This is a genomic window from Methanobacteriaceae archaeon (assembly GCA_013403005.1).
GTDB lineage: Archaea > Methanobacteriota > Methanobacteria > Methanobacteriales > Methanobacteriaceae > Methanobacterium.
The window spans coordinates 67020-82373 of the sequence record JACBOA010000007.1; the positions used below are offsets into that span (position 1 = coordinate 67020).

General features: G+C 38.6%; 12 protein-coding genes. 6 read left to right on the forward strand and 6 right to left on the reverse strand.

Features of this window, described 5'->3' with window-relative positions; all coding sequences use genetic code 11:
* The first annotated feature begins 25 nt into the window (after nt 1-25).
* The 4 genes from HVN35_06260 to HVN35_06275 all read left to right on the forward strand — a co-directional run bounded on the left by HVN35_06260 (nt 26) and on the right by HVN35_06275 (nt 6468).
* A complete protein-coding gene (locus HVN35_06260; GenBank protein NYB52141.1) occupies nt 26-4369 on the forward strand; it encodes a cobaltochelatase subunit CobN in 4344 nt (1447 codons plus the stop codon).
* Between the two features lie 301 nt (nt 4370-4670).
* Nucleotides 4671-5408, forward strand: coding sequence for a DUF2162 domain-containing protein (locus tag HVN35_06265; GenBank protein NYB52142.1), 738 nt, complete (start codon nt 4671-4673; stop codon nt 5406-5408).
* A gap of 90 nt (nt 5409-5498) precedes the next feature.
* Nucleotides 5499-6167: a MotA/TolQ/ExbB proton channel family protein gene (locus HVN35_06270; protein NYB52143.1), complete on the forward strand. Its 669-nt coding sequence runs from the start codon at nt 5499-5501 to the stop codon at nt 6165-6167.
* Nucleotides 6136-6468, forward strand: coding sequence for a DUF2149 domain-containing protein (locus HVN35_06275; protein ID NYB52144.1), 333 nt, complete (start codon nt 6136-6138; stop codon nt 6466-6468). The genes HVN35_06270 and HVN35_06275 overlap by 32 nt, the downstream gene beginning before the upstream one ends.
* A 131-nt stretch (nt 6469-6599) precedes the next feature.
* Here the strand turns inward: HVN35_06275 and HVN35_06280 are convergent, their stop codons facing one another.
* Nucleotides 6600-7925, reverse strand: coding sequence for a glutamine synthetase (locus tag HVN35_06280; protein ID NYB52145.1), 1326 nt, complete (start codon nt 7923-7925; stop codon nt 6600-6602).
* Nucleotides 7926-8226: 301 nt separating this feature from the next.
* Here HVN35_06280 and HVN35_06285 point away from each other — a divergent pair, with 301 nt between their 5' ends.
* Together HVN35_06285 and HVN35_06290 are read left to right on the forward strand one after the other, a co-directional pair.
* On the forward strand, nt 8227-8910 hold the full coding sequence (locus tag HVN35_06285; protein ID NYB52146.1) for a HisA/HisF family protein: 684 nt from the start codon (nt 8227-8229) through the stop codon (nt 8908-8910).
* A gap of 236 nt (nt 8911-9146) precedes the next feature.
* A complete protein-coding gene (locus tag HVN35_06290) occupies nt 9147-10064 on the forward strand; it encodes a carbohydrate kinase (GenBank protein NYB52147.1) in 918 nt (305 codons plus the stop codon).
* 133 nt (nt 10065-10197) lie between these two features.
* Here the strand turns inward: HVN35_06290 and HVN35_06295 are convergent, their stop codons facing one another.
* From HVN35_06295 to HVN35_06315, 5 genes are all read right to left on the reverse strand, one after another.
* Complete coding sequence (locus HVN35_06295) at nt 10198-10392, reverse strand: hypothetical protein (GenBank protein ID NYB52148.1); 195 nt, start codon at nt 10390-10392, stop codon at nt 10198-10200.
* Nucleotides 10393-10572: 180 nt separating this feature from the next.
* A complete protein-coding gene (locus HVN35_06300) occupies nt 10573-11376 on the reverse strand; it encodes a PIG-L family deacetylase (protein ID NYB52149.1) in 804 nt (267 codons plus the stop codon).
* Nucleotides 11377-11738: 362 nt separating this feature from the next.
* The gene (locus HVN35_06305) at nt 11739-12722 is read right to left on the reverse strand and encodes a sortase (GenBank protein ID NYB52150.1); all 984 of its coding nucleotides are present in this window, start codon (nt 12720-12722) and stop codon (nt 11739-11741) included.
* Nucleotides 12723-12889: 167 nt separating this feature from the next.
* On the reverse strand, nt 12890-14437 hold the full coding sequence (locus tag HVN35_06310; protein ID NYB52151.1) for an ATP-binding protein: 1548 nt from the start codon (nt 14435-14437) through the stop codon (nt 12890-12892).
* An 84-nt stretch (nt 14438-14521) separates the two neighbouring features.
* Nucleotides 14522-15202: a TIGR02253 family HAD-type hydrolase gene (locus HVN35_06315; protein ID NYB52152.1), complete on the reverse strand. Its 681-nt coding sequence runs from the start codon at nt 15200-15202 to the stop codon at nt 14522-14524.
* Between the last annotated feature and the right edge of the window lie 152 nt (nt 15203-15354).

Sequence of the window (15354 nt, forward strand, 5' to 3'; positions counted from 1 at the left end):
GAACTAATAAAAAGGAGGTGAAAATATAAGAAAACAAGTGATTTTACTATTAACGACAATTGTTTTCGCATTGCTCCTCTCAGGAGCAGTATCAGCAGAAGATTCACAGGAAACTGGTGGTGTTGAGAATAATCTTATTAATGCAAGCACTGATCATGGCAGTGAACTAACTGACCCGGAGATAACCCTCACTATCAACTTAGAACATCCGGAAGCTCTCTCAGGAGATAAATTACCGGATGTGACAGTTAAAGATAGCGAAGGGAATGTTATAAACGGAGTAACCTTAACCAAAAACAATGACACTCAGTACAAAGTGACTTTTATCAGTGATAAAACCATTTTCAACCTGAATGTTAGTGCTCTGGGGCACATTAATCAAACAGTAACTGTACCAGTTTCACAGAAGAACCTAAACGATCCGGTTCTCTATGGTAATGCTACTCTATATCTAAGGGCTTACAATCTCCTGATTATCAGTAGCTCAGAAACTTTTGTCCAGAACTTTGTGGACTCCTACAAAAAACTCAAAAACGAAGGTTACTACTTTAACCTGTATTATTTTGGGTTGGATGAAGTAACTGACACAGCTAAACAGGAAAAAATCCGAGCTGCAGCTAATAAAGCAGATATAATAGCTCTACAGATGATAAGTAGCTCTTCGAAGGTGGATATTATCAAAGACCTCATTTCAGCATCGCCTGCTCAAAAAATATTGGGAATACGCAGTTCCAATCTGAACATACCTGGAATTGACACTGATGATTCGATAACTAAAAATTACTGGGCTCAGGGTGGTGAAGAAAACGTTCGCAGATTCCAGTTATACGTCCTGCAATTAGTGGGAATGAAATTAAAAACCGGTGAAAATGTAGCGGTTGTAAAATGGCCAGACCAGATGGTATACCATCCCAACGCAACTTCATCTGATGCAACCTTAATTGGGGGAGTACCCCTGTTTAAAACATGGGATGAGTACTTTACTTGGTATAAGAATAAAGGCTTTTACAAGGAGAATGCACCATGGGTGGCAATTGTGGCATATGATTCCAGTTTGAAAGGGGGAAACTATGAAATGCAAGTGGAACTCTTGAAAAGTCTGGAAGCCAAGGGAGCCAATGTCATGTTAATATTTGCTACTACTACAGGTAGATTAAACCTAGCCACTATGTTCTTCAAAGATGCCAGTAACAAAACCCGAATAGATGCACTTATTGCCAGTTTAGGGTTCACCTATGTTTCTGGAAATTCAAGCAAGTCCATATTGCTGTTTCAAGATCTTAATGTCCCTGTATTTGCCCCTGCATACACCTCAAATCTTGAAGGATGGGAGGACAGTTCAACAGGTATTACCAGTGAAGTGTACTGGCAGATCGCCCAACCTGAACTGGAAGGCAGAATTGAACCAGTCCTTATGGGAGGCATAGAAACAGTAGGAATAGATCAAGAGACAGGTATTGTGCTCAAACGTTACACAGCCATACCTAGCAGGATAGAAAGAGTCACTGAACGAGTAATGAACTGGGTAGAATTAAGAAAATTGGAAAACTCAGCTAAAAAGCTTGCACTGATTTACTACAATATCGGCGGAGGTAAAGATGGAGTTTCTGCTTCCTACCTGGATGTTGTAAGCAGTATAGACAATATTATCAAATCCCTTAACTCTGCAGGGTACAGTGTACCAGCCAATTTTTCTTCCCAGGACATCGTCAACTTGATGTTAAGCACTGGAAACAATGTAGGCTCCTGGGCTCCGGGTGAACTGGAAAAAGTGGTTAAATCTGGTGCAATAACCATACCCTTAGAAACATATCTAACCTGGTTTAACACCCTCCCTGAAACTCTACGTAACAAAGTAATAGCCGAATGGGGACCAGCACCAGGAAATGTAATGGTATACAATAATTCCATTGTAATCCCTGGAATAATTCTGGGCAACCTGTTCTTAGGAGCGCAACCCATGCGTGGCTGGGGAGAAGATCCAGATAAAATCACCCACTCACCAAGCTTACCACCAACTCACCAGTACATAGCATTCTACATGTGGCTGCAGAACCAGTTCGATGCCAATGCAGTGATTCACCTGGGAACACACGGCACCCTGGAATGGCTTCCAGGAAGAAGTGTGGGGCTGGGAGATGATGACTGGCCAGATGTTCTACTGGGAAACATGCCCCACATCTACCCTTACATTGTGGAAAACCCGGGAGAAGGAACCCAGGCTAAAAGAAGGAGTTACGCAGTAATCATCGACCACATGATCCCACCCATAGTTCTTTCCGAACTCTATCCAGATCTCTCAAGCCTCAGTGATCAGATAAAATTCTATCACGTTGCAACGACCGAGCAGAGAAAACTGGAGCTTCAAACCATTATAGTAGGCATGATTAAGGATCTGCACCTGAATGAAGACCTTAACATGGACATGGATAAAACTCCCTTCTATGAAGTAGTGGACAAGGTAGAACACTATCTAGAAGAACTGGCCAAGACTATGATGCCTTATGGTCTTCATACATTTGGAAAGGCCCTGGAAGGGGATTTACTGGAACAGATGATTGAATCCATAGTGAGTTTTGACCCGGTCAACCGGAATAATACTGCCTTCAGAAACAGTCTACGTCAGAAACTCAGCCAGAACTATGAAATGGAAAACCTATTAAGAGCTTTAAATGGTGAATACATCTCAGCAGCCCTGGCAGGAAGCCCCATACGCAAAACAGATGTTATCCCAACTGGCATGAACTTCTATTCCTTTGACCCCCGATACGCACCGGATAAGGCTTCGTGGGAGGTTGGAAAGAAGCTGGCAGATGATTTGCTGCAGGATTTCTACCAGGCCAATGGGCACTACCCTGAAACAGTGGGGGTGGTTTTATGGTCCATCGAGACCATGAGAACCAATGGACAGACCATAGCCATGATATTACGGCTGATGGGTCTTGAACCAACTTATGCCTCTTCGGGTTACTTCAATGGAGTCAATGTCACATCTTTATCAGAACTCAAACGGCCACGAGTGGATGTAGTAATCTCTATGAGTGGTCTTTTCAGAGACACCTTCTCCTATACAGTGGAACTTCTGGATGATGCATTTAGAATGGTTTCCAAACTCAATGAAACTGACAAAGAAAATTACATCCGAAAGCACTACTTGGAAGACCTTCAAAAATATCTAAATCAGGGAATGAGTCCAGAAGAAGCAGAGATGTATGCTATGGCCCGAATTTTCGGACCTCCTGCAGAGGCGTATGGTACTGGTTTAAGTGAGTTAACCACCACCACCTCAGGTTGGGATGATCAATCTGACCTGGTTGACACCTACCTGGCACGGAATTCCTACTTCTACGGACGAAACATCAATGCCCAAAGTGGTTTAAATGCATTTATAAACCAATTAACTCGTATTGAAGCCACAGTGCAGATAAGAGATGGTTTATATGGTGTTTTTGACAATGATGATGTTGTCCAGTATTTAGGGGGCCTTTCCATGGCTGCCAAAGCATTATCCGGCCGTAATGTGCATGTTTACATTGCAAACACCAGAAGCACACCAAAAATCGAAACATTATCCTCATTTGTGAATAATGAGATAAGAACACGCCTTTTAAACCCTAAATGGGCTGAAGGAATGCTAAAAAACGGTTTTTCTGGTGCTCATGAAATCAACGATAATGTGGAGAACATGTTCCGATGGGACGCCATCCAACCAGATTCAATCAAAGATTGGATGTGGCAGGAAGTGGTGGAAACCTACATCTTCAACTCACAGATGAGGAACAAACTCCTTGCAGCTAATCCTCATGCTTTCAAATCAATGGCTGCATGGGCTTTAGAAGCTGCCCGCCGAGGTATGTGGAATCCAGATGCAGCAACCTTAACTCAGCTTAAAGACCTTTATATCAAGGCAAATATAGAGTATGGTGTAACTTGCTGCCATCACACTTGTGGAAACATTGATTTCACCAACTACGTGGTAATGGGTTCTTCTTTAAGCGTGGAACAACTGCAGCAGTTCGCAGATATCATGCAGGCTGCTACTGGTGAACCGGTAACTGTGGGTACTACAGGAAATCCATCTCAGCCCACTGGTTCTGTATCATCTGCTGTAGGGTCATCTTCTACTGCAGGGGATGAACCTTCCAGTGCTTCCAGTAGTCAAGACCAGAGTCCATCTCTAGCTGAATCCGGATCAGAAGCTGCAGGTAGTGATGGATCTTCCAGTTCCTACGAGGTATCTGAGAAGAAGTCTTCTTCTTCTCCACAGTCTAACATGCCATTGGTGGCAATGGTTGGAGTGTTAATGCTCGTGGGTCTGGTAGGTTTCGGTTACTTCCGAAACAGTATATTGGGATTCATCAAAAAATAAGCAATTTCACCCCCCCATTTCTTTTTTTGGGGATTAATTACATTTTTTTTAAATTTATCATCAATTGAAATCAAAAGATTTATATTCAATTTATTTTTAATATCTTTAAGGAATGCTTGAAATATTTTGGTGATAGTATTTTTGGTTAAAATAACAGTGTTCTAGATGGGGTGTAATGATGGTCCGGGTATTAAAAAAAGGCCTTATTTGCTCCAAAAAGTAATAATACAAAGCTGATCGAAAATATTATAAGCTATTTGATTAAATCATAGTGTGGTTAACATATAAGAATGTGATTATCATGATGGATTTACTATGGAAACTGGGAATACTCTCAATAGTTTTGGTTTTCGGTGTTAAAATTGGATTAGCCATGGGTTTCGCAGGTCTTTCCAAGAAAGTAGCAGCCGCAATCATTTTAGGCTACGGAGGCGGTATACTACTACTTACATTCATTGCTGGCGCTTTTATTGACCAGATACAGGGTTTTGTTTACACTTATAGTTCTGTTTTAGGGATCGTTATGGCAGCAGTGATTTTATATGCTGGATTCCACACCCTTAAAGAATGGAAAATTCACAACAAAAACAGTGTTACTGCAACCTGCATGGCCATGATTGCTCCCTGTCCCTGTTGTTTCGGAGCAGCAGTGGCAGCCATAGTCATCGCCGCGCCAATGATTGGTGCTTCAGCCTTTGCAGTGGGTGAATATGCTGCTTTGTTTCTCATGATTGTAATGACAGCATTTTATTTACTTTCAGGGTTTATTGGCCGTGCATTAAACAAACCGTATCCTGTTATGCTGGGTAATTTCATGTTGTTTGCCGGGTTTTACTTTTTAACCTCAGCCATAGTAATCCCCAACATCAGCACAGTTTTAACCCAGAAAATGACCCCCATAGAGATTCCAGATGTTTGGATGTTTTCATATGCATTGATAACCTTGATTGTACTGGCAGCTGCTGGTTATTATATAACCCGTAATAGAAGCCCATTTGTAGATCAATCATCAGGAAATCAATCATCTAGTAACAAGTAGTATGGATTATCAATTATTAAAACAGAGATTTATAGATCAGCATTAAATTAGAAATATAATCGTATAAAATCAAAATATTAAGTGATACATATGGTAGCGATTCCAGGTAGTGAAATGTTAGGCTCAGCTTTGCATGTTATATCCCAGAGCCTCCTGATTCCAGTTATTGTAGGACTTCTGGCCTTTATGGTCTATGCAATCGTAAGCTTCGGAGGTCTATTATCCGAATATACAGGTAGAATAAGGGTTAGCACAGATACAATGGAAAAAATTATCAGCGATTTTGCAAGGAAAGGCACATCTGATGGGATTAAAGAAGTGATGGAGGCCAGTGAACTCCCTACTGGTTATAAAAACATAATAATCAAAATTGCATCCCACCCTGAACTGGGAAGCAGATCCAGGGAGGCTCTGGCTCGAAAGTTAATTGAAAAAGAAGAAGCCACCGCAGCTAAAAGCCTTGAGAAAACTGATATTGTAACTCGTTTAGGCCCCACACTGGGATTGATGGGAACACTGATACCCATGGGACCTGGACTGGCAGCACTTGGTGCTGGAGACATAAACACTCTGGCCAATGCCATCATCATTGCTTTTGATACTACTGTGGTGGGATTGGCTGCAGGTGGTGTAGCCTATGTTATATCCAAAATCAGGAGAAGGTGGTATGAAGAATACCTCTCCAATCTCGATGCTCTGTGTGAAGCTGCCCTAGAGGTGATGAACCATGGTAAGGCGCAAACGCCGTATGCTGGTTGATCATGGTGAAGATCCTACAGCAGGGTCCGCTAACCTAGTGGATGCCATGCTGGTTTTAGCTGTCGGCTTTCTGATATTCCTGGTAATGTCCTGGAACATGCAGAATGTGGTGTTTGCTGATATGTCCCAGGAAGAACGCCAGCAGACTATGCAAGCCATGAAACAGGTTGCTGAACTCCAGCAGGGTAAAGAACTTAATGAAACACCCCAAACTCAATCTGGATCAGGACAGGGATATGCTAAAAAAGGAACTGTGTATCAGGATCCCAAAACTGGAAAACTGATAATGGTGACTGGTTGACCAGATGCGGATCAAAATCCGCCTGAAAACTTAAATTATATCTTCTTTCCATCTTTTTTAATTATCTTTTTTTATATTCCGATTGTTTTTTAGATTTCTCCTTTCATCACCTTTCATCAATTTCCCAAAAATTATAGAAGAGGATAATATTTTTTTATCTCGTAATCTGTCACCTGGCGGTTAAATTCATCACATTCCATCTTTTTAAGGGTGATAAACCTTTCAAACGAGTGTGGTCCCAGGGTTTCCTTCATTAATTCTGATTCTTCTGAGTACCTTATAGCTTCCTGCAAGGATGATGGTAAGGTTTCTATCCCTTTCTCAACCCTTTCTGCTTCGTTTAAACCGTACAAATTTAATTCCATAGGTTCTGGTACTTCGCATTTTTCCTTTATTCCTTTTAAACCTGCCATGAGCATAACTGCCAGCTGAAGATAAGGGTTACCTGAAGGGTCAGGGCAGCGTACTTCAATCCGGGTTGCTTCTTCTCTACCCGGCTGGTATTGCGGAACTCTAACCAGGGCTGATCGATTACTGCGGGACCAGGCAATATAAACTGGGGCCTCGTAGCCAGGAACCAGCCTTTTATAGGAATTTATCCAGGGATTTAGGATGGATGTTATTTCCTTTGAATATTTAAGCACTCCTCCCAGGTAAGAACGAGCATAATCCGAGAGATGGTAGGGATCATCTGCATCGAAGAAAACATTTTTATCTCCACGGAAGAGGGATTGATGGGTGTGCATTCCAGAGCCATAATCCCCATTCAGTGGTTTGGGCATGAAAGTGGCGTAGACTCCGTGTTGGGTGGCGATTTCCTTTACAGTTAATCTATAGGTGACCATGTTGTCTGCCATTTTCAGGGCATCATCATAGCGCATGTCTATTTCATGCTGGGAAACTGCTGCTTCATGATGAGAATACTCCACCCGTATTCCCAGCTTTTTCAAGGCTAAAACAGTGTCTCTCCGGAGGTCTGATGCCAGATCAAGAGGGGTAAGATCGAAGTAACCCCCTTTATCCAGGGGTTCAGGTTTTTCCGGTGATTTGAAGTAGAAATACTCCAGTTCCGGTCCAACATAAAAGTGACTGAAGCGGTATTTTTTCATCTTTTCCAGGGCTCTTTTTAAAACGTAACGGGGATCACCTTCATAGGGTTTGCCGCTGGGTTGCAAGACATCGCAAATCATTCTGGCAACAGAATTTTCATGTGGCCTCCAGGGTAATATGGCAAATGTGTCTGGATCCGGCATGGCGATCATATCCGACTCTTCAACATCCTGGAAACCAGTTATACTGGATCCATCAAAACCCATTCCCCTTTCCAGTGCATTTTCAAGTTCTTCATTGGTTATGGCAAAGCTTTTAAGAACACCATTAAGATCAGTGAACCATAAACGAATGAATTCAACGCCTTTGTCTTGAACTTCTGCTATTATGTCGTCTTTTCCTCTCATTTTATCCCTAAGCCTTCCAGATTTCTGATGGAAATTTCAGTTCTCAACTCACTTAACTCAGTTTACGAATTATAATCATTATTATCACTCTAAAAAACCTAATAACATTTAAATACTTATATCATTACTATTTATCTAAAATCAAGTTATAAGTATTTGATTCATTATATATTAATTATAGATAGTAGGTTCATATGGAACATGACGAGAATACAATGTAATATATCTTTTTAAAATGATTTTAATTGATTAATGAAAAGCAATAGCTGATTAAATATTATTAAATTTTAGGAGTTAGGTAATGATTATACCAGTTTTAGATATCAAAGACGGAGTGGCTGTTTCAGGAAAATCAGGTAACAGAGAAGAATATAAACCTTTGAAAACAGTTTTTAGTCAGTCTTCAAATCCTTTTTCAATAGCCATGTCTCTTAAAAATCAAGGTGCTAAAGCGCTATACATTGCTGATCTGGATTCCATCGATGGAAAAGGCTCTAATCTGGATGTTGTGAGAGAAATTAACTCCCATATTCCGGTGATGCTTGATTGCGGTGCTCATGATCTTGATTCTGTCAAAGAAGCTCTTCAAGTAGCAGATAAGGTGATTGTGGCCACAGAAACCTTAAAAAACCTGGAGGACCTTCATGAAATATTCCTCAGAATTAATAAAGAACATTTAATTGTAAGTGTGGATGTATTAAATAACCAAATCCTCAACAAACATTTTCAATTAGATTTTAACAGTCTAAAAGAAAAATTAGAAGAATTAGAACCATTATGGGTTATACTTTTAGATATTACCAGTGTAGGGACAGAAGAAGGGTTTAACAGACGCTTGATAGATGAATTCGCTGGTTTAAAAAGCTCAATTATATTAGGGGGAGGTATTACAGAAGTAGACCTAAAACAAATTCATGATTTAGGTGTTGATAATGTATTGGTGGGCACGGCCCTTCATAGTGGAAAAATGAAACCTATTTTTTGATGAATTGATGAATGAATTATTCTGGATAATTAACTCCCTTAATATCATTTTTTTGACCATAAAAAACCTTATTCGGGGAATTATTGTGTTGTTCCTATCATTTCAAGGAATTATTATTGATAAAGATGATTTCATTTGAAATCATCCTAGTTTTTGACAGATCCTATTTTATTTAGAGAAATTCCTTAACAATAAACTATCCTTAAACTTATTAGTAGTCTCAACTAATGTAGATTATGGTTAAATTTTTGATTGTAGGTCCAGTTACCAGAGATACTATTTTAAAAAAGGATTCCACCTGTCGAGGGGTAGGTGGACCAGTTTATTACCAGTCCAGTGTATTATCAGCCCTTAAAATCAGTTTGAAGGCTATAGTAACTTTAGGTAGGGATGATGAACATTTATTGAAATATTTCCCCTCTGATTTAGATATTCAACCAGTTTGGGGCGATGAGTCCATGGTATTTGAGAACTGTTACCCTGATGAAAATCCCAATCACCGCATTCAAAGGGCATGTATACCTTCAAATCCAGTTAACATATCGCATCTTTCTGGTATTGATTTTAAAACCTTTGATGCAGTACTGGTTTCCCCACTTTCACCCTATGATGTTCCCCTTAAAACCCTTAAATATATCTCACAACAGGGAGTTCCTGTTTATTTAGGTGCTCAGGGGTATTTACGCCACTTGGAAGGTCAAAAAGTTGTTTTAAAACCATGGGATAATTATAGAAAGTTTTTAAACTATGTTGATTTTCTTTTTTTGGATGAAGTTGAGGCTGCAGTGGTTACTGCTGATGAATCACTTTCACTAGATGAAATTTCAAAAAAACTGTCTCTTTCTGGGCCTAAAGAAGTCATTATCACCAGGGGAAGTAGGGGATCTCTAATCTATTCTAAAGATAAAGATGAGATCTATGGAATACCTGCATTTCCTTCCAAGGAAAGGGCAGACCCTACCGGTCTTGGTGATAGTTATTTGGCTGCTTATGCACTTAGAATGCAGGAGACCGGGGACACTTATGAGAGTGGAATTTTTGCATCAATAGTATCCTCTCTGAAATTAGAGAAAAAAGGAGCATTTCACAGTAACCGGCAAGAAATTGAAAATAAACGTTCAAAGTTTATCTATTTAATCAATAACACCAATTAGATATGGGTAAGATCATGCTGACCATTTAATTAATTTAATTGGATTGGGATTTAACTTATTATCCATCTTTTATTTGTCCTTTACAATGTAGTTTTGAAAATAAATTTTGGATTTTAATCAATTTATCTAAATTTCATGATCCGATTAATAATGGCAATATTAAAAATGGTAACAAACCTGCAGCAAAGAAGAGAACAATCCCTGCTATGGTGTAGTTAGTCTTACGATCCATTATTCCACTGCAAATTAGTATCACAGCTACAAATGCCAGTATAGGGGGAAGTATGTGGGAATAAAGTAGTGATCCAAACACAACAGTATCTGCCATTTTATCAAAATCTCCATTTTGTACTCAATGCATCATATAATTTTCTTAATATTAACAAGTTTTGCCTAGAAAAAGTTTTGCTTTAGAAAATTCTTTTTATATTCAATTCTCAAATCAAAATTTGTTTAATTTTTTATAATAACCTAATATGTACCTGTTTATTACCCTCAAACTATAGCATCAATTAATATAGTAAATTCTCTCTGGCCCAATACTGTATAAACCATCACTGTAGGGATAAAATATTGGTTGAATAGTATTTATATTGTAATATACTTGGAAGGCGCTTTTCTTTTTAGCAGCGTATTTGTTAACGTTAACATCAGTGTAGTTCTTGGTCAGTGGCAGGGGATTAGCTCTGACTGTGTGGTAATAGTAAATGGGGAACTGTCTGTATTTTAAATTGGGATATTTTTCCATCATTTTTTTCATACCCTGGTAACAGGCCAGGTGATCAACATTACCATCACCGGTGGTGGTGTAAAAGACATTGTATCCTCCGTTAAGGTACAGATTTTCCATGGTGGTAAATACATAGTCGGAGTTTAAGGTACCATCATCAAATCCATGAATATTATAATCATTACATCCCCACAACGCCATCACTCTTTTAAATGAATCCTCCCGGATTAACTTCTTCCTGTAATCTGCAGTGGCATTGGCAGGAATATCTATATTGTAATAATTCCTTACAGTGAGCAATTTAGATGATAAGGCATCTCCCGAGGTCATAAGCTCGAAATGGACTGTGGACCCATTTTCCATAATTCTTTGAATTGTTCCCCCCACCCCTATAGTTTCATCATCAGGATGAGGGATAATAAATGCTACTTTGTCTGGGGTGGATGCAGCACTTCCATTACCTGATCCGGTGTCTGTTGCATTATCACTTTGTGTGTTGTTGTTTGCTGAAAATATGGGGAATAATACTATAAACAAAATTAGGGGTATTGTTAAAATAAGGATGATGGTATTTCTATTCATTTTTTAGCCCTTTATCAATTGTATATCTTTTGCATCTGAAAAACATAAAAAACTCTTTATGCACTTAAAGGTGAATTATTTTTTTCAAATATAGACCTTGTATATGGGATGTTATTTTTATAGATATGATTTTCATAAATTTTATTCAGATGATTTTAAATTTATCTGTGAATTGTTCGTGAACTGGATTTTTAAATTTTCTACAACTGTATGGTGTAAAATATAATATAAATAATTTATTCTATTGTATTAAGGAATGGAAAGTTTTTTACGCCTACATATAAAATAATAAATTCAACAATAAAAATTAAAAGAGAATTTGGGGTTAAAAAAATAGTTTTAAAACCCCTTGAATTGTTATTTTAATTTAAGGGGTCTACTGAGCTAAGCTGGCAGTGAACATATCGTTCTGCAGCGGTAAATCCTTCTGGCCAGCAGGTACCGAGTACCAGTTCTTTACTACTTGCAGGGAACTGGATTAGATTGGTGGTGTAATCATATCTTATATCGTTATTTGAAACCACTTTGTATGTATATTTCTTCTGAGTCAGATAATCCTTAATAATAACGATATCTCCGGTTTGGAGCTTATCTATATTATCAAATGGAGCTGAGAAACGGGTGTGATGTCCTAATAATCCCATAGATCCTTTTTCACCAGGGTAAAAGCTTTTAGGCAGGGTACTGTCTGGTGCAGAATAATGATAAACTGCACTTGCTGCATTTAAAGTGTCGTATCGAATGTTCCAGTTTACTCCCAGTTTAGGTATGGATACTGTTCCAAAAATTGGTGAAGTGGGCAGTTTACTGGAGTCTATCTTCAGACTGTTTTTTATTGCATCGAAGGAAGCACTAGATTCAGATCCACTTATTCCCTTAAGTAATGATTCTACTTTAAATCCTTCCTGTGGATAAGTATAAACAACACTGTAGAGGGCTCCGTTGGTATTAACCCATAATTCTCTCTGTTCTTTCTTGGAACCATTTCCCTGGATCTGGTAGGTGTTATCATAAGCTACTTTTCCATTAACATCAACTTTGTTACTGGAAGATAGTTTAATCTTACTTTCTGATTCCTTGATTAGTTCAGGAACAAAATCTGCAGGGACCTTGTAACCTGGTGGTATAGTCTGACGGTTTACAGTGATGTTGCTGCCAGTATCTGGATCTTTGAAGGCAACCACTTGGCTGCCCTGGCCTGGAACTTGCTGCCAATTGGCAGGATAGTTAAAAGAAATTTCACCATTCTGATAATGTTTGGTTTCAATATTAGCACTACCAAATGATATTGTAAATGCCAGTACTATGGCAGCCAGAAAAACAATTCCTAAAATATATTTCTTCAAATAAATAATCTCCCTAAAAATTTTTTTTCATGAAATCCTGATTTACATGAATTTTTCTTAATTCTTAAATTAAGTAACCCCTTTTTTTACTAGTGTAGGTACTCCACGTTTAAATAAGTTGTGGTACTATTAAGGAACCATTAACTCTAGTGATGAAGAGAGAATCATCACCAGTTCAAGAGGGTTCTCCTAAGTTCTTTTTCTGTTTCAGCTATTAAATCAACTTTTTCAACTTTAATACCTTTTTCCCGTAAGTAATCTGCTAATTCAGCTGGACTGGTGCTTTCATCCACATCTGTGAGTATAGAACTATTTTCATAGGATATATTGCTGGCACCAAAATGGAATAGGGCATCGTATGTTTTTTCCAGGTCATCAACTTTCAACCGGTAGGAGCGAGTTTTATGGGAAATCTGAGCTATGTCAATGTTCATCCTCTGCAGCACAATAAGCACGTGTTTATCCAGAGCATCTTCCATGACCTGGGTGTCTATAGTGTTTTTGTTACAGTTGATACGTACTGCTTGGCATATTTGAGCTAAATCACGTGAATGAGCAAAACTGGGCTGTAAACCTTCACCACCCTCTTTCTTTGATTGATAAACTTTCATGAATCTTTCCAGAGCTTCTGGTTCGAATGTTTCTCCCAGATCTTCTAGATTCCTACGGAAAACCTCAGCCACTTCTTCAATCTCTGGATTTTTTAGGAAGATATGTAAGGGGGCTCGTCGCAGGTGAGCTTCATCCATAATACTTATATCTAGGTTGGTTGAAAATGCGGGGATGAAATGAGTGTGGAGAATAACGGGAATACCACGCACATAAACTACATCCTTCTTATTTTCCATGGGCACGATTAATCGGTTTAGGATGAGTTCATGATCATCCCGTTGTCTTCCCAAATCATCTATGAGAAGGATACCTCCATTTGCTTTAATAATGGGAGAAGTTTCATAAACACCTTTATTAGGATCGTAATTGGTTTCTAATTTGTTCAAATTCAATTCTGAACCAGTCAGAACGAACGGAGCATAAATTTTAACCCAACGAGGATCACTGGGCTGTTCTTCACATTTTTTATGAAAATCTGGATCGTAAAGTTGTATAACTTTCCCACCAAATTCTATGTATTTGGGGATTACCAGAGGAGGTAAAAGATCAGGCATGGTGCTGATGATAAATGTTTTTCCAGTACCAGGTGGTCCATAAACGAAAATTCCTTTTCCAATAATACAGGACTCAATTAATGCTTCTTTGGCATATTCAACTCCCACCACTTGATTAAAGGTTTTCTGTATTACTTCTGGAGGGATTTTAATGGGATGGCGGTGGTGCATCTGCACCTTCATGATCTCAAAGTACTCTTCATAGGGGACGGGTGCAATACCAATGTAAGGGTTTTCTTCAGCAATGCCCTTAACCTTTTCACGCCCTTTTTTGGTTATTGTGTATTCAACACTGGAAAATAGAAAACCTCCACTAACCGGTGCGCAGAAACCACTTTTCTCCATTTGACTTAAAGTAACCTCCAGAATATCCCAATGTATTCCGGTTAATTCATTAATGGTGCTGGTTTTCACCGTACCATAACTGGCGATAATTTTCAGTATCAATCCTTTAACAAAACTGTCAGACAGCTGGAGATCATCAATGTTTTTAGGCTGTTTTAGAGCTTTGAAAATTTTTTCCATTTTTTCATCGTGAAAGTAGTCCATAGAATCAAACCACCTGAAATTTCCTATTTTCAGTTTCAAAGAGTTTTCCAGTTCCTTTTTAGAGACTAAATTATTTTTTTAATATTAAAGTATGTCTTTAACCTGACCAATGTCTGAAATCACTTCCACATCCAGACCTTCTCTTTTTATAATATTTTCTTCTTCATCAGTTAATTTAGAATTCACAAGTATAGCAGACATTCCGGCGTTGGTTGCTCCCAGTATATCCTCACTGAATTTATTTCCCACCATCACTGATTTTTCAGCCTGACATCCCATGCGTTTTAAGGCCATTTGAAAGATTTCGATATGTGGTTTTTCCGACCCGGCCTCTTCTGAGGTTACCACATCATCAAAGAAATGATAAAGATCCAGTCTTATGAGTTTCTCCCATTGCTTAATGGTTAAACCATTGGAGATTGCTCCCAGTTGGTAGTTATTTTTTTTAAGGTAAATGAGGGTGGACATGGTGTCAGGGAAGAGTCTTAAAAGAGCGAATTTAACATTGTGGTAGGTGATCATGCCCAAAGCTATGAGTCGTGGGTTTTCATCTCCAAGAACGCGTTTGGTTAATATATTGAAGTGTTTATTGTAGTTAGATCCTTTCTCAGCAATGATCTCACGCAAAAGCAAGTAGGCATCCTGATTTGTTAAGGGTAAACCAGCATCGATCATGGCTCTTAGTGCAGCTTTACGAGCTAACTCCGCAAAACCAGAAGTATCATACAAAGTATCATCTATATCAAAAAAAACAGCTTTGATCATATTATCCGCTCATTCATTTGATAATACCCGCACTTGATTTTACGCAATTCTATTTTTTTTTTTAATTCATGATTAGGATGGGGATGATATATAACTGTGATGTATTATATTTTGTACAGATTTCTAGGATTTTTCTAGATTGAAAAACATGC